Genomic DNA, 20809 nt, shown 5'->3' with positions numbered 1-20809 from the left:
AGAACCACGTGAGTACCTTTCAGGCCCCCAAGGGCACGTACGACCTGATCCCGCCCAACTCCGCGAAGTATCTGGCGGTGCGCGAGGCGATTGCCGCGCCGCTGAAGAACTCCGGCTACGGCTATATCGAGACGCCCGGCTTCGAGGATGTCGCGCTTTTCGCGCGCGGCGTCGGCGAGTCGACCGACATCGTCTCGAAGGAGATGTACGCCTTCGAGACCAAGGGCGGAGACCAGCTGGCGCTGCGGCCGGAGGGCACCGCCTCCGTGCTGCGCGCGGCGCTGGAGGCGAACCTGCACAAGGCGGGCTCGCTGCCCGTGAAGCTGTGGTACTCCGGCTCGTACTACCGCTACGAACGCCCCCAGAAGGGCCGCTACCGCCACTTCTCCCAGGTCGGCGCGGAGGCGATCGGCGCGGAGGACCCGGCGCTGGACGCGGAGCTGATCATCCTGGCCGACCAGGCGTACCGCGCGCTGGGGCTGCGGCAGTTCCGGATCCTGCTGAACTCGCTCGGCTGCCGGGAGTGCCGTCCCGTCTACCGTGATGCCCTGCAGGGCTTCCTGCGCGGGCTGGACCTGGACGAGGACACCCGCGCGCGGATCGAGCTCAACCCGCTGCGGATCCTCGACGACAAGCGGGCGGACGTACAGAAGCAGCTGGTGGGCGCGCCGCTGCTGCGCGACTACCTGTGCGAGGCGTGCCGGACCTACCACGGGGAGGTGCGGGGGCTGCTCGGCGCGGCGGGTGTCGTGTACGAGGACGACGAGAAGCTGGTGCGCGGCCTCGACTACTACACGCGTACGACGTTCGAGTTCGTCCACGACGGCCTCGGCTCGCAGTCGGCGGTGGGCGGCGGCGGTCGCTACGACGGCCTCTCCGAGATGATCGGCGGCCCGGCGCTGCCGTCGGTGGGCTGGGCACTGGGCGTGGACCGTACGGTGCTGGCGCTGGAGGCGGAGGGCGTCGAGCTGGACATCCCGGCGGCGACGAGTGTGTTCGCGGTACCGATCGGGGACGAGGCGCGCCGGGTGCTGTTCGGTGTGGTCACGGAGCTGCGCCGGGCGGGGGTCGCGGCGGACTTCTCGTACGGCGGGAAGGGCCTGAAGGCGGCGATGAAGGCGGCCAACCGCTCGGGCGCGAGGTACGCGATTGTCGCGGGGGAGCGGGACTTGGCGGACGGGAAGGTCCAGCTCAAGGATATGGAGTCGGGGGAGCAGGGCCCGGTTGCGCTGGACGCGGTGGTGGAGGCGCTGAGCTCCCGCGTCCTGGGCTGACGGCTCGGGCGGGTTGGTTTCCCCCCCCCCCACCCGCCCTTTCCCGAAACTGGGGCAGGCCCCCAGGCCCCCGTGGGGCGGCAGCCTCGCGCCGCATGCGAAACCCGGTGCGGTGCGGCGAGGCAGGCGGGCTGATGCCCCGCCTGCCTCGGGCGTCAGCTTCACGCCACGTGCAACGCGCGGCTTCCGCGCCCGTACGCCGAGGGGCGCGTGTCTGCGGGGCCGGAGTGCATGCTCGCGCCGAAGCGGCTCGGCGGGCATGGCGCGTGTGTTGCACGGCGGGCCATGGTCGCGGGGTGCGGAGCGGTCGCGCTGCGAGGGTCGTGTGCTTGCGGGGTGGGGTCTGGGTTCCACGCGGGCGGTGGTCGCAGGGAGGGGAGTTGTTGCGCTGCAAGGCTCGCGTGCCGGCGGGGTGCGTGTTCCACGGGCAGTGGCTGCCCGCCAGGGCCGTGGCCGTTCAGGCCGTTCCCGGTGCGTGTTCCACGCGGCGGTGGTCGCCGAGAGGAGCCGTCGCGGTGAGGGGAGCGTGCCCGTCGAGGAGCGGCTCAGCAGGCAACGGGCCGCGGTGTTCCGCACGCGCCGCTGGGCTGTGGTCGCACGGACGCGGAGTCGTCGCGCCGCGAAGCCGGCGCCCCAGGGGTGTGGGGGCGTCAGCCCCCACGTCTACCTCCCCCTCGGGGGCTGGGGGCCCCGCCCCCAGTTTCGGGAAAGGGCGGGGTGGGGGAAACCGCCCTCACAGCAACCCCTCCCGCATCGCGCTCGTCACCGCCGCCGTTCTGTCCGCCACCCCCAGCTTCCCGAACGCCCGCAGCAGATGCGTCTTCACCGTCGACTCCCCGATATACAGCCGCCGCCCGATCTCCGCGTTCGTGCACCCCTCCGCCACCAGCCGCAGCACCGCCGTCTCGCGCTCCGAGAGCCGTGGCCGCTCCGGCTGGCTGCGCAACTGGTCGACCAGGCGCGGCCACCGACGGCGCCAGAACCGTTTCGCCGCGTGCCGCCGCCCGGATCGCGTCCGCCAGTTCCTTGCGGGCGAGGTCCTTCAGCAGATAGCCCGCCGCCCCCGCCTCCACCGCGCGCAGGATGTCGCCGTCCGTCTCGTACGTCGTCAGGACGATCACCCGGCACGGCAGTCCGGCCAGCCGCATCCTGTTGATCGACTCGACGCCCCCGCCGCCCGGCATCCGCAGGTCCATCAGCACGATGTCCGGGTGGAGTTCCGCGCTGAGCGCCTCCGCCTGTGGGCCGTTCGACGCCTCGCCGACGACCGTCAGGTCGGGCTCCGCGCCGAGCATGCCGCGCAGGCCCTCCCGTACGACGGGGTGATCGTCGGCGAGCAGAATGCGAATCATTGAGAGCTCCTGTCCGTCAACGGCAACGGCAACGGCAACGGCAACGGCAACGGCAACGGCAACGGCAGCGGCAGCGGCAGTGGCAGTGGCAGCGGCAGGCGTACGGCGACGGTCGTGCCCAGGCCAGGCCCGCTGTGTACCTCCACCCCGCCCCCCACCTCCGCCGCCCGCGCCCGCAGCCCGTTCAGCCCGTACCCCCGCGCCGGTACGGAGTCGTCGAAACCGCACCCCGTGTCCCGTACCGCCACAGTGAGCGCCCCCTCCGCGTACGTCAGCGAGATGGTCACACTCGCCCCCGCCCCCGCATGTCTCGACACATTGGCGAGCGCCTCCTGGCAGGTGCGCAGCGCCACCACTTCGAGCGCCGGTGACAGCGACCGGGCCGTGCCCGTGACCTCCACCGACGCGGGCTGCCCATGGCGCGCGGCCAGCCGCCGCAGGGCGTCCGGGAGCGAGCTGCCGTCCAGGTCGGCGGGTGCGCCGCCGGCCACCAGCGCGCGGGCCTCGGCGAGGTTCAGCCGAGCCGTGTCGGCCATCAGGTCCAGATGGCGCCGCGCCGCGGGCATATCGCGCTCCAGCTCCGAGTCCACCGCCTGGACCAGCATCAGCAGGCTGGTGAACCCCTGCGCGAGCGTGTCGTGGATCTCGCGGGACATCCTCTCCCGTTCCGTCAGCGCGCCGCGCTCCGAGGAGAGCCGCGCGATTTCCTCCCTGCTGGCCTCCAGCTCGGCGATCAGCTCAGCCCTTTCCTTGCTCTGCTCGATGATCCGGATGATCCAGCTGCCGAGAACCGCCGAGAAGACCAGGGTGACCACGGCGAACAACGCGTTGAAGAAGACGAGTCGTTCGTCGGGCCGCCACAGCGCCGCCCATCCCACAACAGGGGCGATGTTGATCATCGCCACGGCCACCAGCGCGGTCCGCATCCGCAGCACCATGAAGCACTGCGGCGCGAGCGCGAACGTCGCGACGCGGGTCTCGCCCACCAGGATCGCCGCCCCCAGGAACAGCAGTACCGCCCCGGCGATATAGCTCACCGAGCGCCGCTGGTCCTCGCCCTGGGCCATCAGTTGCGTACGCCCGACCCACACGTACCACGGCGCCAGCAGCACCATCAGCCCTGCCGCGGCCGTACGGACAAGCGGCGTGTGCTCCTCCACGCCGAGCGTGAAGATCAGCGTCGCCGACCAGACGATCCCGAAGTACACGTCCCACGCCAGGAACCCGCGGTCCCACACATCCGAGTCGCGCGCGCCGGCCGGATCGCTCAGTCTTCGCGCCGGTTCTTCCACCGGAAGGTCATCAGGCACAGGATCAGTCCTCCGATGCACCACGCGCCCATCACCAGCGCGACCCGCCCATACTCCCAGCCACCCGCCTGCTCCAGCACGGCCGCCGACTCCGGCAGGAACACCCCGCGCAGGCCCTGGCACATCCACTTCAGCGGGAACAGCGCGCCGATGTTCAGCAGCCAGTCCGGGATGGCGTCGACCGCGATGTACACCCCGGAGATGAATTGCAGCACCAGGAAGGGCAGGACGACCACGGACGTGGCGCTCTGCGCGTTCTGCGGGACACTGCTGATCGCGATGCCGAGCAGCGCGCAGCCGGTCAGCCCGAGGACGAAGATCCAGCCGAAGGTCAGCCACGCGCTCGCGCTCGTCGGCAGGTCGACATCGTAGAACACCGTGCCGACAGCGAGCAGCGCCGCCGTCTCCAGCAGCCCCGCGACCAGTACGAGCCACACCTTGCCCAGGAAGTACGCGGCGGGCGGCATCGGCGTGCCGCGCAGCCGCCGCAGCTGCTTCTGGTCCCGTTCGAGCGCGATGGAGATGCCCAGCGACTGGAAGCTCGTCGACATGATGCCCGCGGCGATCATCGCGGGCACATAGAGCTGGGACGCCGTGATGCCCGCGCCCTCCACGTCGTCGCTGAAGATCGACGCGAAGAGAAAGAGAAACACGATGGGAAAGGCGAAGGTGAAGATCGCCTGGTCGCGCTGGCGGAAGAACGCCCGCAGCTCCATCGCGCCGCGCAGCAGCCCCAGCCGCCACGCGCCGGGCAGGGCCGCGGCAGTGGTCCGTATGCCGCCGTCGAGCCGGTCGTCGGTGGTGACCGTGGTCATTGGGTCGCCTCCTGTCCCGTGAGCCGCAGATAGACGTCTTCCAGGGTGGGCCGGGTGATCACGAGCCCGGGGATCTCGCCGTCGAAGCGGCGCATCAGCGCGGCGACGGTACGGGTCGGGGTCGCCGTCCGCTCCGCACGCGGTGAGCCGTCCGGCTCCTGCCACGCGACCATGGCCTGCTTGTCGTGCTGTTCGCGCAGCCCCGCCGGAGTGCCCTCGGCCACCACCCGGCCCGCGCTGATCACCGCCAGCCGGTCGGCGAGCGCCTCGGCCTCCTCCAGGTAGTGCGTGGTGAGCACGATGGTGGTGCCGTCGTCCGCGAGCTGCCGGATCAGCTCCCAGAACTGGCGGCGCGCGGCCGGGTCGAAGCCGGTCGTCGGCTCGTCCAGCAGCAGCAGTTCGGGGCTACCGATCACGCCCAGCGCCACATCCAGCCGCCGCCGCTGCCCGCCGGAGAGCGCTTTGGTCCGGCTCGACGCCTTCTGATCGAGGCCCACCAGCGCGATGACGTCGTCAGGGTCACGCGGATTCGGGTAATAGGCGGCGAAATGAGACACCGTCTCGCGGACCGTCAACTCCGCGGGCGCGGATTCGTCCTGCCAGACGATGCCGATACGGGAGCGCCAGCGGCGGTTCCCGGTCGCGGGATCCGAGCCGAGGACCGTCACTTCGCCCGCGTCCCGGGTGCGGTGGCCCTGGAGTATCTCCACCGTTGTGCTCTTGCCCGCTCCGTTGGGGCCGAGGATGCCGAAGACCTCGCCCTGCCGGATGCCCAGGTCAAGGTCGTCCACCGCGGTCACTCCGCCATAACGCTTGCGAAGTCCGCGTACGTTCACCGCGAGTTCTGTCATGGCCACGAGCCTGCTCGCGGAAGCGGGGCGTCCGGGACAACCGTCCGTACATCCTTACGTCCATCGAACGGTGGACACGGGCGCGGGTGCGGCACAATGACCGTGCCCCCAGCAGGCACCCCAGCAGGCACCCCAGCAGGCACCCCAGCAGGCACCCCAGCAGGCACCCCAGCAGGTATCCCAGCAGGCTACTGAGCGATGGAACGGCGATATGACGGCTGCAGCTATTGACGACGTGTCCTCCGGCCGGCAGGCCGACGGCGCCACGCGCACGATCGGCGGCAGTCGTGTCTTCGCCTGGCTGCTGATGGTCACGGGCGCGGCGGGGCTCCTCGCCTCCTGGGTGATCACGATCGACAAGTTCAAACTGCTGGAGGACCCGTCGTTCACGCCGGGCTGCAGTCTGAATCCGGTGGTGTCCTGCGGCAACATCATGAAGAGCGAGCAGGCGTCGGCGTTCGGGTTCCCCAACCCCATGCTGGGTCTGGTGACGTACGCGGCCGTCATCGCGATCGGGGCCGGGCTGCTGGCCGGGGCGCGCTACCGCCGCTGGTTCTGGCTGGGCCTGAACGCGGGCTGTCTGTTCGGGGTCGGGTTCTGCACCTGGCTCCAGTACCAGTCGCTGTACAACATCAACGCGCTGTGCCTGTGGTGTTCGCTCGCCTGGGTCGCGACGATCGTGATGTTCTGCTACGTCACCCTGCACAACATCGAGCACCGGATCATCAAGGTCCCGGAGGGGCTGCGCAGCGGGCTGCTGGAGTTCCACTGGATGCCGCCGGTGCTGTGGACCGGGATCATCGGGATGCTGATCCTGACCCGCTGGTGGGACTTCTGGACCAGCTGAGCGGGCTCTGCGGGCGGGGTGCTGTCAGTCCCCTGACATAGGCTGCACAGCGTGGAGCCCGACCTTTTTACCGCCGCAGCCGAAGCACGCCAGGAGAAGGATCCGTCCAGCAGCCCCCTGGCCGTACGGATGCGCCCGCGCACCCTGGACGAAGTCGTCGGCCAGAGTCATCTGCTGAAGCCGGGGTCACCCATGCGGCGACTGGTCGATCAGCGGGCTGAGGGGGGCGGCCCCGGCCCCGCGGGTCCCTCCTCGGTGATCCTCTGGGGCCCGCCCGGCACCGGCAAGACGACTCTCGCGTACGTCGTCTCCAAGGCCACCGACAGACGCTTTGTCGAGCTCTCCGCGATCACCGCGGGCGTCAAGGAGGTACGGACCGTCATCGACGGCGCCCGCCGCGCCTCCGGCGGGTACGGCAAGGAGACCGTCCTCTTCCTCGACGAGATCCACCGCTTCTCCAAGGCCCAGCAGGACTCCCTGCTGCCCGCCGTGGAGAACCGCTGGGTCACCCTCATCGCGGCCACCACCGAGAACCCGTACTTCTCGATCATCACCCCGCTGCTCTCCCGCTCCCTGCTGCTCACCCTGGAGCCGCTCACCGACGAGGACGTGCGCGGACTGCTACGCCGGGCCGTCACCGAGGACCGTGGCCTGGGCGGCGCGGTCACACTTCCCGACGACACCGAGGCGCACCTGCTGCGCATCGCGGGCGGCGACGCGCGGCGCGCGCTGACCGCGCTGGAGGCCGCGGCGGGCGCCGCGCTCGACAAGGGCGAAAAGGCGATCGGCCTCAAGACCCTGGAGGAGACCGTCGACCGGGCGGCGGTGACGTACGACCGTGACGGCGATCAGCACTACGACGTGGCCAGCGCGCTCATCAAGTCCATCCGCGGCTCGGACGTGGACGCGGCGCTGCACTACCTGGCCCGCATGATCGAGGCGGGGGAGGACCCGCGGTTCATCGCGCGCCGGCTGATGATCTCGGCGAGCGAGGACATCGGCCTCGCCGACCCGACGGCCCTGCCGACCGCGGTCGCCGCCGCGCAGGCCGTGGCCATGATCGGTTTCCCCGAGGCCGCGCTCACCCTCAGCCACGCCACCATCGCGCTCGCACTCGCCCCGAAGTCGAACGCCGCCACCACCGCGATCTCCGCCGCCCGGCAGGACATACGCAACGGACTGGCGGGACCGGTCCCGCCGCATCTGCGCGACGGCCACTACAAGGGCGCGGCCAAGCTCGGCCATGCCCAGGGCTACGTCTATCCGCACGACGTCGCGGGCGGCATCGCCGCCCAGCAGTACGCCCCGGACGAAGTGCACGGCAAGCGCTACTACGAACCGACGCGGTACGGCGCGGAGGCGCGGTACGCCGACGTGGTGGAGAAGGTGCGCGAGCGCCTGCGCGGGGAGAGCCCGCCCGAGGGTCGGTGACCGTTCGCGGACCTGCCCTCAGTGCGACGCGGCCTCGAAGAGGGCGTGCATGGCCCGGCGCAGTTCGGTGATATCGCGTACCGGCTCGGGAAAGTCGAAGCGCGCGTCGAAGCCGTGCTCGCCGGTGAGCCGCACCCGCAGCCCGAACCGGTCCAGCGCCAGCGGCACCGCCAGCAGCCCGTTCTCGTACGCCTTTCCAGCCCTCTCGCCGAGCAGCGCGCAGCACACGCCCTGCACCTGATCGCTGTGCGCGGTGTGCAGATGCTGGAGCAGCTCGGTCTCGTGCGCCACCAGCGGATCGACGGACGCCCGCGCGAAGTCCTCCGGCTCGACGCTCTCCGCGCCCCACAGATCGTCCACCCACGCCTCGCCCACTTCGAGGCGCAGCATCATGCCGCCATGCTCCGCGAGGCCGGGTTCGCAGGTCAGCCAGCCGGAGACCCGGGCGCGACCGCGGATACGGTGGGGCACCGAGACCGGTGCGACATCGGTGATCTCCAGCACGGCGGGCAGTTCGTCGTCCTTCGCGTGGGTGGCGGCCCGTACCGCCGGAGAATCGGTGGGGAAGAGCAGGAACACCTCACCGTCCGGTGCCACTACCCGTGCCTCCGGTGTCATGTGCTCGGCGCGTGCTCCCGCCAGCCCCGGCAGAAGCAGTACCGCCGACGAGGTACTCTGTACGAGAGTTCGTGTGCGCTCGGCTGCTGACGGCATCCGAGGGATTTCAAGCCCGCTGGGACGCGGCTGACCATGAGCTGATCGGACCTCCGTCGCCTCGACGCTCTCAAAGCTTTCAGAAGCGTCGACGTTCTCTGTGCTGTCCGTGATGCGTGTGGTGTTCCCAGGGCGAGACATGCGATCTCCTTGAGTAAGGTGAGCCTAACCTAACCTACAACGGAGGTCTGGAGAACGTGCCTAACCAGTCGCGTCCCAAGGTCAAGAAGTCGCGTGCGCTCGGTATCGCGCTGACGCCGAAGGCTGTCAAGTACTTCGAAGCCCGCCCCTACCCGCCGGGCGAGCACGGCCGTGGGCGCAAGCAGAACTCTGACTACAAGGTCCGTCTGCTGGAGAAGCAGCGTCTGCGCGCCCAGTACGACATCAGCGAGCGCCAGATGGCGCGCGCCTACGACCGCGCCAAGAAGGCCGACGGCAAGACCGGCGACGCGCTCGTCATCGAGCTCGAGCGCCGCCTCGACGCCCTGGTCCTGCGTTCGGGCATCGCCCGCACCATCTACCAGGCCCGTCAGATGGTCGTCCACGGCCACATCGAGGTCAACGGCGGCAAGGTCGACAAGCCGTCGTTCCGCGTCCGTCCCGACGACGTCGTGATGGTCCGTGAGCGCAGCCGCGAGAAGACGCTCTTCCAGGTCTCTCGCGAGGGTGGCTTCGCCGCCGACGGCGAGACCCCGCGCTACCTGCAGGTGAACCTGAAGGCCCTGGCGTTCCGCCTGGACCGCGACCCGCAGCGCAAGGAAGTTCCGGTCATCTGCGACGAGCAGCTGGTCGTCGAGTACTACGCCCGCTGATCAAGGCGTAGGACACAGCGCTTCGGCCCGCCGACTCCCCGCCCTCACCGGTGGGGGAGCCGGCGGGCTCTCGCGTTCCGTACGGTAATGCGGTATGGGGGGCGACCCTGGGCGCGATAGGGTCGAGGGACGATTTTCGAGATGCCCCATGTACTCATCTGTACTCATCGACCAGCAGAGAGCGGTGCGGAGTGACCGGTGGAGAGGTTGCCGGGATCCTGGTGGCCGTCTTCTGGGCGATCTTGGTTTCCTTCCTCGCCGTGGTGCTGGTGAGGCTGGCCCAGACGCTCAGGGCGACCACCCGGCTCGTGGCGGAAGTGACCGAGCAGGCAGTGCCGCTGCTGGCCGACGCCTCCGCGACCGTGCGCTCCGCGCAGACCCAGCTCGACCGGGTCGACGCCATCGCGACGGACGTCCAGGAGGTCACCTCCAACGCCTCGGCGCTCTCCACGACGGTCGCGTCGACGTTCGGCGGGCCGCTGGTCAAGGTCGCCGCCTTCGGCTACGGCGTACGCAGGGCGATGAGCCGCAAGGTCGACGATGCTCCGGCCGTGCCTTCTCGCCGTACGGTGATCGTCGGCCGCGCAGTGCCGTCCGCCCGGCGCAAGAACCGCAGAAACGCCAAGAACCAGAAGGGCTGACGCACCATGTTCCGCCGCACGTTCTGGTTCACCGCGGGCGCAGCAGCCGGTGTGTGGGCCACCACCAAGGTCAACCGCAAGCTCAAGCAGCTGACCCCCGAGAGCCTCGCCGCGCAGGCCGCGACCAAGGCGGTCGACGCGGGCCACCGGCTCAAGGACTTCGCGCTCGACGTCAGGACAGGCATGCTCCAGCGCGAGGCCGAACTGGGCGAAGCGCTTGGCCTGGAGACGCCCGTGCCCGCCGAGCGTGAACTGCCCGCGCGGCGCCGCCTCGCCGCCCTCGACGGCCCGAGCACCCCGTACGCCCCGCACACCCCCATTGACCCGTACAACTCGCACAACTCGTACAACCGGAATGAGGACCACTGATGGAGTCGGCTGAAATCCGCCGCCGCTGGCTGAGCTTCTTCGAGGAGCGCGGGCACACCGTCGTGCCTTCGGCGTCGCTCATCGCGGACGACCCGACTCTGCTGCTGGTCCCCGCGGGCATGGTCCCCTTCAAGCCGTACTTCCTCGGCGAGGCCAAGCCGCCGTCCCCGCGCGTCACCAGCGTGCAGAAGTGCGTGCGTACGCCGGACATCGAAGAGGTCGGCAAGACCACCCGCCACGGCACGTTCTTCCAGATGTGCGGCAACTTCTCCTTCGGGGACTACTTCAAGGAAGGCGCCATCAAGCTCGCCTGGGAGCTGCTGACCGGCTCCGTCGCGGACGGTGGCTACGGCCTCGACCCCGAGCGCCTGTGGATCACGGTCTACAAGGAGGACGACGAGGCCGAGCAGATCTGGCGCGATGTGATCGGCGTGCCCGCCGAGCGCATCCAGCGCCTGGGCATGGGACCCAACTTCTGGTCGATGGGCGTCCCCGGACCCTGCGGTCCCTGCTCCGAGATCAACTACGACCGTGGCCCCGAATTCGGCGAAGAGGGCGGCCCCGCCGTCAACGACGAGCGTTACGTGGAGATCTGGAACCTGGTCTTCATGCAGTACGAGCGCGGTGCCGGCGAGGGCAAGGAGGACTTCCCGATCCTCGGCGACCTGCCCTCCAAGAACATCGACACCGGTCTCGGTCTTGAGCGCCTCGCCATGATCCTGCAGGGCGTGCAGAACATGTACGAGACCGACACCCTGCGCGTCGTCATGGACAAGGCCACCGAGCTGACCGGAGTGCGGTACGGCGCCGAGCACGGCACGGACGTCTCCCTGCGCGTGGTCGCCGACCACATCCGTACGTCCGTGATGCTCATCGGCGACGGCGTCACCCCCGGCAACGAGGGCCGCGGCTACGTCCTGCGCCGCATCATGCGCCGCGCCATCCGCAATATGCGGCTGATGGGCGCCACCGGACCGGTCGTCGCCGAGCTCGCCGACGTAGTGATCAAGACGATGGGGCTGCAGTACCCGGAGCTGATCACCGACCGCAAGCGGATCGAGGCCGTGGCCCTCGCCGAGGAAGCCGCCTTCCTCAAGGCGGTGAAGGGGGGAACCAACATCCTCGACACCGCCGTGACGGAGACCAAGGCCGCCGGCTCCACGGTCCTCCCCGGGGAAAAGGCCTTCCTCCTCCACGACACCTGGGGCTTCCCCATCGACCTCACCCTGGAGATGGCCGCCGAACAGGGCCTCTCCGTGGACGAGGACGGCTTCCGCAGCCTGATGAAGAAGCAGCGGGACATGGCCAAGGCCGACGCCAGGGCCAAGAAGACCGGCCACGCCGACCTGTCCGCCTACCGCGAGGTCGCCGACCGCTCCGGGGCCACGGAGTTCACCGGCTACACCTCCACCGCGGGCGAGTCGACCATCGTCGGCCTGCTCGTCGACGGCGTCCCCTCGCCCGCCGCCACCGAGGGCGACGACGTCGAGATCGTCCTCGACCGCACCCCCTTCTACGCCGAGGGCGGCGGCCAGCTCGCCGACCAGGGCCGGATCAGGCTCGACACCGGCGCGGTCATCGAGGTCCACGATGTGCAGCAGCCCGTCGCCGGCGTCACCGTCCACAAGGGCACGGTGCAGGTCGGCGAGGTGACCCTCGGCTCCGCCGCCTACGCCGCCATCGACCTCAGGCGCCGGCGCGCCATCGCCCGCGCCCACAGCGCCACGCACCTCACACACCAGGCGCTGCGCGACGCTCTCGGCCCGACGGCCGCCCAGGCCGGTTCCGAGAACGCGCCCGGCCGCTTCCGCTTCGACTTCGGCTCGCCCGCCGCCGTACCCGGCACGGTGCTCACCGACGTAGAGCAGAAGATCAACGAAGTGCTCGCCCGTGAACTCGACGTCCAGGCCGAGGTCATGAGCATTGACGAGGCCAGGAAGCAGGGGGCCATCGCCGAATTCGGCGAGAAGTACGGCGAGCGGGTGCGGGTCGTCACCATCGGCGACTTCTCCAAGGAGCTGTGCGGCGGCACGCATGTGCACAACACCGCCCAGCTGGGTCTGGTGAAGCTGCTCGGCGAGTCCTCGATCGGCTCCGGTGTGCGCCGTATCGAGGCCCTCGTCGGCGTCGACGCCTACCAGTTCCTGGCCAGGGAGCACACGGTCGTCGCCCAGCTCCAGGAGCTGGTCAAGGGCCGGGCGGAGGAGCTCCCCGACAAGATCTCCGGCATGCTCGCCAAGCTGAAGGACGCCGAGAAGGAGATCGAGAAGTTCCGCGCGGAGAAGGTGCTCGCCGCCGCCGCCGGTCTCGCTCAGGGCGCCACGGACGTACGCGGCGTGGCCCTGGTCACCGGCCAGGTGCCGGACGGCACCTCCGCCGACGACCTGCGCAGGCTCGTACTGGACGTACGCGGCCGGCTGAATCAACTGGCGGGGACGGGCGACCGCCCGGCGGTCGTGGCGCTGTTCACCACGGCCAACGGCCGCCCGCTGACCGTCATCGCCACCAACGAGGCCGCCCGCGAACGCGGTCTCAAGGCCGGTGACCTGGTCCGTGCCGCCGCCAAGACCCTCGGCGGCGGCGGTGGCGGCAAGCCGGACGTCGCTCAGGGCGGCGGCCAGAACCCGGACGCCATCGGCGAGGCCGTGGCCGCCGTCGAGCGCCTGGTCATGGAAACCGGCTGATGCGCAGAGGCCGCCGCCTCGCCGTCGATGTCGGGGACGCCCGGATCGGGGTCGCCTCGTGCGACCCCGACGGGGTCCTCGCCACGCCGGTGGAGACCGTGCCGGGACGCGATGTCCCCGCCGCCCACCGGCGGCTGCGCCGGCTGATCGAGGAGTACGAGCCGATCGAGGTCATCGTGGGCCTGCCCCGTTCGCTCAGCGGCGGGGAAGGCCCGGCCGCGGCCAAGGTCCGCGGCTTCGCACAGGAGCTCGCACGCTCCATCGCGCCGCTTCCGGTCAGACTGGTCGACGAGAGGATGAGCACAGTAACGGCCGCTCAAGGGCTGCGCGCTTCGGGCGTGAAGTCCAAGAAGGGCCGTTCGTTCATCGACCAGGCTGCCGCTGTGGTGATCCTTCAGAACGCACTGGAGTCCGAACGGGCGTCAGGAGAGGCCCCGGGCGAGGGCGTCGAAGTGGTTGTCTGATCGCGGTACGGTAACGTTCCGCGCTGTGGCGCTGTTCGAACAGCCACCGCACAGCAGAGAGGCCGGCCCGCGTTCAGCGTCTGCCTCGCGGCCCAAGGGGATCGATGACTGAGTATGGCCGGGGCCCAGGCTCCGAACCGTGGCACCCCGAGGACCCTTTGTACGGGGACCAGGGGTGGGGAGGACAGCAGGCTGCCGCCGGCGAGCCTCCGTACGGCGGCCAGCCGCAGCAGCAGTACCCGCAGCAGCCGCAGCAGTACGGCACTGAGCAGGACCCGTACCAGCAGCAGCAGTACAACCAGCAGCAGTACGACGAGCAACAGCAGCAATACAACCAGCAGCAACAGCAGCAATACAACCAGCAGCAACAGCACCAATACAACCAGCAACAACAGCAGTACGACCAACAGCAACAACAACAGCAGTACAACGGGCAGCAACAGCAGTACGACCAGCAGCAACAGCAGTACCAGCAGCAGCAGTACCAGAACGGCGGCTGGGACACCGGCCAGCAGGCCCCCATGCCGTACGCCGCCAACCCGGCCGACGGCTACGACGGTCAGCAGCCCGGTCCCGGTCCCGGTCCCGCTCCCGGTTACGGCGACCAGAACGCCGACTACTACGCGACGCCCGAGGCCTACCCGCCGCCGCAGCCCCCGGGCCGCCGCCGGGCAGAGCCGGACCAGCCGGAACAGCCGGAACAGGCTTCGCCCGACTGGCAGCCCGAGGCGCCCCAGGAGGAGGAGAGCCACCCCTTCTTCACCGGCGCGGACGACACCGACGACGACGGCGACACGGACGACGACCCGCGCGAGTCGCGCCGGGCCGCGGGCGGCGGCGGTCGTGAAGGCCGCGGCAAGGGCAAGGCGAACACCGGCACCAAGAAAAAGAAGAGCCGCAACGGCTGCGCCTGCCTGATCGTTTCTCTTGTTCTCGCGGGCGGCCTCGGCGGTGTCAGCTACTTCGGCTACCAGTTCTGGCAGGGCCAGTTCGGCGCGCCCGAGGACTTCAGCGGCAAAGGCACCGGTTCGGCCCAGGTCGAGATCCCCAAGGACGCGGGCCTCGCGGAGATCGGCTCCATCCTCAAGAAGGCCGGTGTCGTCAAGAGCATTGAGGCCTTCATCGCGGCGGCCAACAGCGACCCCAAGAGCAAGACCATCTCCTTTGGCGTCTACACGCTCAAGAAGGAGATGTCGGCGGTGAGCGCCGTCGATCTGATGCTCGATCCGGTCAGCCGCAACAACCTCATCATCCCCGAGGGCAAAACGAACGTCTTCATCTACGCGGAGATCGACAAGCGCCTCGGGGCCAAGGCCGGCACCACCGAGGCCGCCGCCAAGGCCAATGTGAAGAAGCTCGGCCTGCCGGACTGGGCCAACGACAACAAGAACATCAAGGACCCGCTCGAAGGCTTCCTGTTCCCCGCGAGCTACCCGGTCGCCAAGGGCATGAAGCCGGAAGCCGTCCTCCAGAAGATGGTGGCCCGCGCCAACGAGGAGTTCGGCAAGCAGGACGTCGAAGCCGAAGCCACCAGGCTGGGCCTGAAGTCGCCGCTCCAGTTGCTCACCGTCGCGAGCCTCGTCCAGGCCGAAGGCAAGTACAAGAAGGACTTCGACAAGGTCTCCCGGGTCGTCTACAACCGCCTCAAGCCGAACAACGCCGAGACGGTCGGCCGGCTCGAATTCGACTCGACGATCAACTACATCAACAAGGACAGCAAACTCGACATCGGCTCCGTCGACTCGCTGCGGAAGATCGACGATCCGTACAACACGTACGACATCAAGGGCCTGCCGCCGGGACCGATCGGGAACCCGGGGCTGTCCGCGTTCAACTCGGCCCTCAAGCCCACGCCGGGCCCCTGGTACTACTTCGTGTCGGTCACCGCGGACGAGACGCTCTTCGCGGTCACCAACGCGGAGCACGAGAAGAACCGGCAGAAGTACGAAGAAGAGCAGGAGAAGAACGGCCAGTGAGCAGCACCACGAAGCGTGCGGCGGTCCTCGGATCGCCGATCGCCCACTCGCTCTCCCCGGTACTGCACCGCGCCGCCTACGAGGCGCTCGGCCTCACCCACTGGTCGTACGACCGCTTCGAGGTCGACGAGTCCGGGCTGCCGGGCTTCCTGGAAGGGCTCGACGCCTCCTGGGCCGGTCTTTCCCTGACCATGCCGCTCAAGCGCGCGATCATCCCGCTGCTCGACTCCGTCAGCGACACCGCGGCCTCGGTGGAAGCCGTCAACACCGTGGTCTTCACCGAGGACGGCCGCCGCCTCGGCGACAACACCGACATCCCCGGCATGCTCGCCGCCCTGCGCGAACGAGGCGTGGACAAGGTCGAATCGGCCGCCGTGCTCGGCGCCGGCGCCACAGCGTCGTCCGCGCTGGCCGCGCTCTCGCGGATCTGTACGGGACCGGTCACCGCGTACGTACGCAGCGCCTCCCGCGCCGCCGAGATGCGCGGCTGGGGCAAGCGGCTCGGCGTCGAGGTGCGCGTCGCCGACTGGGCCGAGGCCGCCGAGGCGCTCCGGGCGCCGCTGGTCATCGCGACCACCCCGGCAGGCGCCACCGACCCCCTCGCCGCCGAGATCCCGGCAGGACCCGGGACGCTGTTCGACGTGCTGTACGAGCCGTGGCCGACCGATCTGGCCGCCCGCTGGTCCGCGCGCGGCGGAGCCGTCGTCGGCGGCCTCGATCTCCTGGTCCACCAGGCCGTTCTCCAGGTCGAGCGGATGACGGGGCGCGCGCCCGCCCCGCTGGCAGCCATGAGGGCCGCCGGGGAGCAGGCACTCGCCGCCCGTTAAGATCCGCTGGATCCGCACAACGCACGGGGGCACAGATGGAGTACGGGCAGCCGCAGGCGTCCCGGTTCGGAATAGTCCTCGACGTGATCGACGCGATCGTGACCTTCCTGCCGGACTGGGCGCAATGGACCGCGCTCTCGGTGGTCGTGGCCGGGTTCGGGTGCCTCGGAGCGGTGAAGGTCCGGCGCAGGATCCAGTACCGCAGTGCGGTCCGTGCGGGCCGTCCCGTCCACGCGGCGGCGCGGTACGGGCAGGGCCGAGGCGCCGACTATCTCGGCTCGTACGCGCCGCCGAGACGTCCGGACAGCGACCCGGGCTGACCGTGGGCCCGTCCGGTTGCTGGACCGGACAGCGGATCACGGGCGCGGACGTGGGAGGATCGAGACAGGCGGGCCAGGGCCGCGCACCCGGGCGCGCCGTCGCAGTCCCAGGCGCGAGCAGGAGGAGCACCGTTGAGCAGGTTGCGTTGGCTGACGGCGGGGGAGTCGCACGGACCCGCATTGGTTGCGACGCTGGAGGGTCTTCCCGCCGGTGTGCCGATCACGACGGAGATGGTGGCGGACCATCTCGCGCGGCGACGCCTGGGCTATGGGCGCGGCGCGCGGATGAAGTTCGAGCGGGACGAGGTCACCTTCCTCGGCGGCGTACGCCACGGGCTGACCATGGGCTCGCCGGTCGCCGTCATGGTGGGCAACACCGAGTGGCCCAAGTGGGAGAAGGTCATGGCGGCCGACCCCGTGGACGTCGAAGAGCTCGCGAAGCTGGCGCGCAACGCGCCGCTGACCCGGCCCCGTCCCGGCCACGCCGACCTGGCCGGCATGCAGAAGTACGGTCTTGAGGAGGCCCGGCCCGTCCTGGAGCGGGCCAGCGCCCGCGAGACGGCGGCGCGGGTCGCGCTGGGCGCGGTGGCCCGCTCGTACCTCAAGGAGACCGCCGGGATCGAGATCGTCTCGCATGTGGTGGAGCTGGCGGGCGCCAAGGCTCCGTACGGCGTCGTCCCGCTGCCCGGCGACGAGTCGAAGCTCGACGCCGACCCGGTGCGCTGCCTGGACACGGACGCGAGCAAGGCCATGGTGGCGGAGATCGACCAGGCGCACCGCGACGGCGACACGCTCGGCGGCGTCGTCGAGGTGCTCGCGTACGGCGTACCGGTCGGCCTGGGCTCGCATGTGCACTGGGACCGCCGCCTCGACGCACGCCTCGCCGCTGCCCTGATGGGCATCCAGGCGATCAAGGGCGTCGAGGTCGGGGACGGCTTCGAGCTGGCGCGCGTCCCGGGTTCGAAGGCGCACGACGAGATCGTGCCCACCGCCGACGGAATACGCCGTACGACCGGCCGCTCCGGCGGTACGGAGGGCGGCATGACGACGGGTGAGCTGCTGCGCGTGCGCGCGGCGATGAAGCCGATCGCCACGGTGCCGCGCGCGCTGGCCACCGTCGATGTCGCGACCGGGGAGGTCGCGGCGGCCCATCACCAGCGGTCCGACGTGTGCGCGGTCCCGGCCGCCGGGATCGTCGCGGAGGCGATGGTCGCCCTCGTCCTCGCGGACGCGGTCGCGGAGAAGTTCGGCGGCGACAACGTCACCGAAACCCGCCGCAATGTCCGTTCGTACCTCGACAACCTGCAGATCCGGTGAGCGAGCCGCTGATCGTCCTGGTCGGGCCCATGGGCTCGGGCAAGTCCACGGTGGGCCGGCTGCTCGCCGAGCGCCTCGGCGTGGACTACCGGGACACCGACGCCGACATCGTCGCGGCCCAGGGCCGGGAGATCTCCGACATCTTCGTCGACGAGGGCGAACCGTACTTCCGCGAGCTGGAGCGCGCGGCTGTACGAGCCGCCCTCGCCGAACACGAGGGCGTCCTCTCGCTCGGCGGCGGCGCGGTCCTCGACGACACGACGCGCGAGCTGCTGGCCGGGCTGCCGGTCGTCTATCTCTCGATGGACGTGGAGGAAGCGGTCCGGCGGGTCGGCCTCAACCAGGCGCGCCCGCTGCTCGCCGTCAATCCGCGCAGGCAGTGGCGGGAGCTGATGGACGCCCGCCGCCCCCTGTACACCGAAGTGGCCCGCTTTGCCGTGGCCACCGACGAACGCACCCCCGAAGAGGTCGCCGAGGCGGTCCTCGACGCTTTGGAGCTGAAGGACGTATGACGGACCAGGCAGTGACCCGTATCCAGGTCGGCGGTACGGAGGGCTCCGCTCCGTACGAGGTGCTGGTCGGCCGGCAGCTCCTGAATGAGCTGCCGGGGCTGATCGGCAACGCGCAGCGAGTCGCGGTGCTGCACCCGGAGGCGCTGGCCGGGACCGGCGAGTTGATCCGCGAGGACCTCACGTCCCAGGGTTACGAGGCCATCCTCATCCAGCTGCCGAACGCCGAGGAGGCCAAGACCGTCGAGGTCGCGGCGTACTGCTGGAAGGCGCTCGGCCAGACCGGCTTCACCCGCAGTGACGTCATCGTCGGCGTCGGCGGCGGCGCGACCACCGACATCGCCGGGTTCGTGGCCGCGACCTGGCTGCGCGGGGTGCGCTGGATCGCCCTGCCGACGACGGTGCTGGGCATGGTCGACGCGGCGGTCGGCGGCAAGACCGGCATCAACACCGCCGAGGGCAAGAACCTCGTCGGGGCCTTCCACCCGCCCGCCGGGGTGCTGTGCGACCTGGCCGCGCTGGACTCGCTGCCGGTCCATGACTACGTCAGCGGACTGGCCGAGATCATCAAGGCGGGCTTCATCGCCGACCCGGTCATCCTGGACCTGATCGAATCCGACCCGCAGGCCGCGCGTACGCCCGCCGGGGTGCACACCGCGGAGCTGATCGAGCGCTCGATCCGCGTCAAGGCCGAGGTCGTCTCCAACGACCTCAAGGAATCCGGTCAGCGCGAGATCCTCAACTACGGCCACACCCTCGCCCACGCCATCGAGAAGAACGAGCGCTACAAGTGGCGGCACGGCGCGGCGGTCTCGGTCGGCATGGTCTTCGCCGCGGAACTGGGCAGGCTGGCGGGGCGGCTCGACGACGCGACGGCTGACCGGCACCGCGCGGTCCTGGAGTCGGTGGGCCTGCCGCTGACCTACCGGGCCGACCAGTGGCCCAAGCTTCTGGAGACCATGAAGGTCGACAAGAAGTCCCGCGGCAATCTGCTGCGCTTCGTGGTCCTCGACGGTCTGGCCAGGCCGACGATCCTGGAGGGCCCGGACCCGGCGCTTCTGATGGGAGCCTATTCCGAGGTCGCGGCGGTGTCCGAGTGACCCGGGTGCTGGTACTCAACGGCCCCAACCTGGGGCGACTGGGCTCACGGGAGCCCGATGTCTACGGCGCGACGTCGTACGCGGGTCTGGTGGAGACGTGCCAGGCGTTCGGCAAGGAGCTCGGCTTCGACGTCGACGTACGCGAGACGAACGACGAGGGCGAGCTGATCCGCTGGCTGCACGAGGCGGCGGACGGTTCAATTCCGGTCGTCCTCAACCCCGGTGCGTTCACGCACTACTCGTACGGGATGCGGGACGCGGCCGCGCAGCGGACGGCGCCGCTCATCGAGGTGCACATCTCGAACCCGTACGCGCGGGAGGCTTTCCGCCACACGTCGGTGGTCGCGGCGGTGGCGAGCGGCACGATCGCGGGGTTCGGCATCGGCTCGTACCGGCTGGCTCTGCGCGCGCTGGCGGAGGAGCTGGCGGGCTGACACAGGGCGTGGCCGGGAATGGGCGGGACCTTCTGGCCGGCAGCTGGGAGGTACGGTTCGGTAGCAAGGCGGCCGAACTGCCGCCCGACGAGCGTGAGTCGTAGTCGTACGAGACGGAGTGGCACCGGATGCAGGACGCAGTGGGGGCCCCGCTGCCGCCGCCCCTCGGCCCGGGGCACGGCCCGGCCGCATGGGGGCACAGCGGTCACCCCCCGCCCCCCCGGTCCATACCGCAGGAGCCAACGGCCCGCCCACTCGCCGGCGAGGTGCCGCCGGCCCCTGCGGAGCCGCCTGCGGCTCCCGGTGAGCCTGCGCAGCCGAATGGCCGGCCGCAGCAGCAGTCGCCCGCAGTGCCCGCCGGGTCCGCGGATCCGCAATGGCAGCGGCCTGCCGGGCCGCGACATGCGGCTCCTGCGGGGCGGCCCGGTGAGGGACGGCCGCCTGTGGCTTCCGCCGGGTCTCTCGCGCCGCGGGGTGGCCCGCTCCATGGGCAGTCGCCTGCGGTTCCTGCGGGGTTTCCGGAGCCGAACCGGCAGCTGTCTCACGGTGGGCCGCCGGTGGGGTCTTCGCCTGTGGCTTCCGCCGGGTCTCTCGCGCCGCGCGGTGGCCCGCTCCATGGGCAGTCGCCTGCGGTTCCTGCGGGGTTTCCGGAGCCGAACCGGCAGCCGTCTCACGGTGGGCCGCCGGTGGGGTCTTCGCCTGTGGCTTCCGCCGGGTCTCTCGCGCCGCGCGGTGGCCCGCTCCATGGGCAGTCGCCTGCGG

At 70.4% G+C, this 20809-nt stretch carries 19 protein-coding genes and 1 pseudogene; 15 read left to right on the top strand and 5 right to left on the bottom strand.

The window, feature by feature from the left end; translation table 11 throughout:
• The first annotated feature begins 8 nt into the window (after positions 1 to 8).
• Positions 9 to 1274, top strand: coding sequence for a histidine--tRNA ligase (hisS, locus tag ACIHCQ_RS07225; RefSeq protein WP_399658758.1), 1266 nt, complete (start codon positions 9 to 11; stop codon positions 1272 to 1274).
• 733 nt (positions 1275 to 2007) lie between these two features.
• Here hisS and ACIHCQ_RS07220 read toward each other — a convergent pair.
• The 4 genes and pseudogenes from ACIHCQ_RS07220 to ACIHCQ_RS07205 form a co-directional block, all read right to left on the bottom strand.
• Positions 2008 to 2626: pseudogene (locus tag ACIHCQ_RS07220) on the bottom strand (response regulator).
• Positions 2623 to 3936 (bottom strand): sensor histidine kinase, encoded by a 1314-nt coding sequence (locus ACIHCQ_RS07215; RefSeq protein ID WP_399658757.1) that lies wholly within the window; start codon positions 3934 to 3936, stop codon positions 2623 to 2625. Before ACIHCQ_RS07215 ends, ACIHCQ_RS07220 begins: the two are co-directional and overlap by 4 nt.
• Complete coding sequence (locus tag ACIHCQ_RS07210; RefSeq protein ID WP_399658755.1) at positions 3894 to 4751, bottom strand: ABC transporter permease; 858 nt, start codon at positions 4749 to 4751, stop codon at positions 3894 to 3896. Before ACIHCQ_RS07210 ends, ACIHCQ_RS07215 begins: the two co-directional genes overlap by 43 nt.
• Positions 4748 to 5602 (bottom strand): ABC transporter ATP-binding protein, encoded by an 855-nt coding sequence (locus tag ACIHCQ_RS07205; protein WP_399658753.1) that lies wholly within the window; start codon positions 5600 to 5602, stop codon positions 4748 to 4750. The genes ACIHCQ_RS07210 and ACIHCQ_RS07205 overlap by 4 nt, the downstream gene beginning before the upstream one ends.
• A gap of 211 nt (positions 5603 to 5813) precedes the next feature.
• Here ACIHCQ_RS07205 and ACIHCQ_RS07200 point away from each other — a divergent pair, with 211 nt between their 5' ends.
• Together ACIHCQ_RS07200 and ACIHCQ_RS07195 are read left to right on the top strand one after the other, a co-directional pair.
• Positions 5814 to 6449 (top strand): vitamin K epoxide reductase family protein, encoded by a 636-nt coding sequence (locus ACIHCQ_RS07200; RefSeq protein WP_399658752.1) that lies wholly within the window; start codon positions 5814 to 5816, stop codon positions 6447 to 6449.
• A gap of 51 nt (positions 6450 to 6500) precedes the next feature.
• A complete protein-coding gene (locus ACIHCQ_RS07195) occupies positions 6501 to 7880 on the top strand; it encodes a replication-associated recombination protein A (protein ID WP_399658751.1) in 1380 nt (459 codons plus the stop codon).
• An 18-nt stretch (positions 7881 to 7898) separates the two neighbouring features.
• Here the strand turns inward: ACIHCQ_RS07195 and ACIHCQ_RS07190 are convergent, their stop codons facing one another.
• The gene (locus tag ACIHCQ_RS07190; RefSeq protein ID WP_399658750.1) at positions 7899 to 8594 is read right to left on the bottom strand and encodes a DUF2470 domain-containing protein; all 696 of its coding nucleotides are present in this window, start codon (positions 8592 to 8594) and stop codon (positions 7899 to 7901) included.
• Between the two features lie 197 nt (positions 8595 to 8791).
• On the opposite strand from ACIHCQ_RS07190, the gene rpsD reads away from it, so the two are divergent.
• The 12 genes from rpsD (at position 8792) to aroQ (ending at position 20047) form a co-directional block, all read left to right on the top strand.
• The gene (rpsD, locus tag ACIHCQ_RS07185; RefSeq protein ID WP_399658748.1) at positions 8792 to 9406 is read left to right on the top strand and encodes a 30S ribosomal protein S4; all 615 of its coding nucleotides are present in this window, start codon (positions 8792 to 8794) and stop codon (positions 9404 to 9406) included.
• Positions 9407 to 9597: 191 nt separating this feature from the next.
• The gene (locus ACIHCQ_RS07180) at positions 9598 to 10047 is read left to right on the top strand and encodes a DUF948 domain-containing protein (protein ID WP_399658746.1); all 450 of its coding nucleotides are present in this window, start codon (positions 9598 to 9600) and stop codon (positions 10045 to 10047) included.
• A 6-nt stretch (positions 10048 to 10053) separates the two neighbouring features.
• A complete protein-coding gene (locus tag ACIHCQ_RS07175) occupies positions 10054 to 10416 on the top strand; it encodes a DUF6167 family protein (protein ID WP_399658744.1) in 363 nt (120 codons plus the stop codon).
• Entirely contained in the window at positions 10416 to 13100 is a 2685-nt protein-coding gene (gene alaS, locus ACIHCQ_RS07170) for an alanine--tRNA ligase (protein ID WP_399658743.1), read from the top strand. The genes ACIHCQ_RS07175 and alaS overlap by 1 nt, the downstream gene beginning before the upstream one ends.
• Positions 13100 to 13564: a Holliday junction resolvase RuvX gene (ruvX, locus tag ACIHCQ_RS07165; protein WP_399658742.1), complete on the top strand. Its 465-nt coding sequence runs from the start codon at positions 13100 to 13102 to the stop codon at positions 13562 to 13564. Before alaS ends, ruvX begins: the two co-directional genes overlap by 1 nt.
• Before the next feature lie 104 nt (positions 13565 to 13668).
• Entirely contained in the window at positions 13669 to 15540 is a 1872-nt protein-coding gene (mltG, locus tag ACIHCQ_RS07160; protein WP_399658741.1) for an endolytic transglycosylase MltG, read from the top strand.
• Complete coding sequence (locus ACIHCQ_RS07155; RefSeq protein ID WP_399658739.1) at positions 15537 to 16367, top strand: shikimate dehydrogenase; 831 nt, start codon at positions 15537 to 15539, stop codon at positions 16365 to 16367. Before mltG ends, ACIHCQ_RS07155 begins: the two co-directional genes overlap by 4 nt.
• 35 nt (positions 16368 to 16402) lie before the next feature.
• Complete coding sequence (locus ACIHCQ_RS07150; RefSeq protein WP_399658738.1) at positions 16403 to 16687, top strand: hypothetical protein; 285 nt, start codon at positions 16403 to 16405, stop codon at positions 16685 to 16687.
• A 132-nt stretch (positions 16688 to 16819) separates the two neighbouring features.
• A complete protein-coding gene (aroC, locus tag ACIHCQ_RS07145) occupies positions 16820 to 18004 on the top strand; it encodes a chorismate synthase (RefSeq protein ID WP_399658737.1) in 1185 nt (394 codons plus the stop codon).
• Positions 18001 to 18516, top strand: coding sequence for a shikimate kinase (locus tag ACIHCQ_RS07140; RefSeq protein ID WP_399658735.1), 516 nt, complete (start codon positions 18001 to 18003; stop codon positions 18514 to 18516). Before aroC ends, ACIHCQ_RS07140 begins: the two co-directional genes overlap by 4 nt.
• Entirely contained in the window at positions 18513 to 19613 is a 1101-nt protein-coding gene (gene aroB / locus ACIHCQ_RS07135; RefSeq protein ID WP_399658734.1) for a 3-dehydroquinate synthase, read from the top strand. Before ACIHCQ_RS07140 ends, aroB begins: the two co-directional genes overlap by 4 nt.
• Complete coding sequence (gene aroQ, locus ACIHCQ_RS07130) at positions 19610 to 20047, top strand: type II 3-dehydroquinate dehydratase (protein WP_399658732.1); 438 nt, start codon at positions 19610 to 19612, stop codon at positions 20045 to 20047. The genes aroB and aroQ overlap by 4 nt, the downstream gene beginning before the upstream one ends.
• Positions 20048 to 20809 lie beyond the last annotated feature (762 nt).

It is taken from the genome of Streptomyces sp. NPDC052236 (assembly GCF_044548015.1).
Lineage (GTDB): Bacteria > Actinomycetota > Actinomycetes > Streptomycetales > Streptomycetaceae > Streptomyces.
The sequence above is the reverse complement of the archived record's forward strand: the minus strand, read 5'-3'. Positions and strand labels throughout refer to the sequence as shown.